The sequence below is a fragment of the Kitasatospora nipponensis genome (assembly GCF_039528135.1).
Classification (GTDB): domain Bacteria; phylum Actinomycetota; class Actinomycetes; order Streptomycetales; family Streptomycetaceae; genus Kitasatospora; species Kitasatospora nipponensis.
Map to the genome: position 1 here is coordinate 1 of NZ_BAAALF010000620.1, position 826 is coordinate 826.

1 protein-coding gene is annotated in these 826 nt (G+C 69.9%); it reads right to left on the reverse strand.

The features are described 5' to 3' along the window. On the reverse strand, nucleotides 1–826 hold an 826-nt coding region (locus tag ABD323_RS42305; protein ID WP_486327178.1), incomplete at both ends, for an Ig-like domain-containing protein.

Here is an 826-nt window from a genome sequence, read left to right on the forward strand (position 1 = left end):
GCGGGCGGCGCCCCCGGCCTCGATCACCTGGTAGCCGCCCCAGGCGCCGCCGGTCCTCAGCTGTGTGGCGGTCCGGTAGCGGTACATGTTCCTCGGGTTGGTGAACAGCCAGAGGTCTCCGTCCTCGACTCTGAGCAGCGACGAGATGGTCCTCTGACCGAGCACGCCGAGACCGACCAGCTGAGTGGCCCGGCTCCAGTCCGGCTCCATCCCGGGTGTCCCGGCCGGCCTGGTCCCGAAGAACAGCGCGGCCCCGCCCCGGAACTCACCCAGGTCGAAATTCGGGTACGTGTACAGATACCCGTTCCCGGGGGACAGCACCTGCAGATCGCTCACCGGGTCGTGGTTCTGGTACCCCCGGCTCACGATCTCCGTACCCGCCCAGCTCGCCCCGGACGGCGAGAGCTGGGCCGCGATGACGGAGGACGGGGTGGTGTCGTTCCCACCCGTGCTGATCACCTGGAGGTTGCCCGCCTGGTCCGGCAGCAGGATGTCCGCGACGGCGTCGCCGTCCACGTCACCCGGAGCGCTCGCCGGGTTGGGATTCCACGGTGCATAGAAGCTGTAGCTCACCGGCTGGGCGACGTTGCCCGCGTCGTCCGTGGCCTGGACGGTGAGGGTGTTGGTGCCCCACTGCTTGGGCTTGAGCTGCACGGTGAGGGTGCCGTCCGGGCCAGCCGGGGTCTGGCAGGGCGAGCCGACGCTCAGGGTGCCGTTCAGGACGTACTGGTAGCAGGTGGCGCCGTCGGCCTTGAAGGTGAACCTGCCGAGCTGGCCCGCGTACTTCTGCGGGGTCTGGCCGCTGCCGGACTCCGGGAAGTCGGTG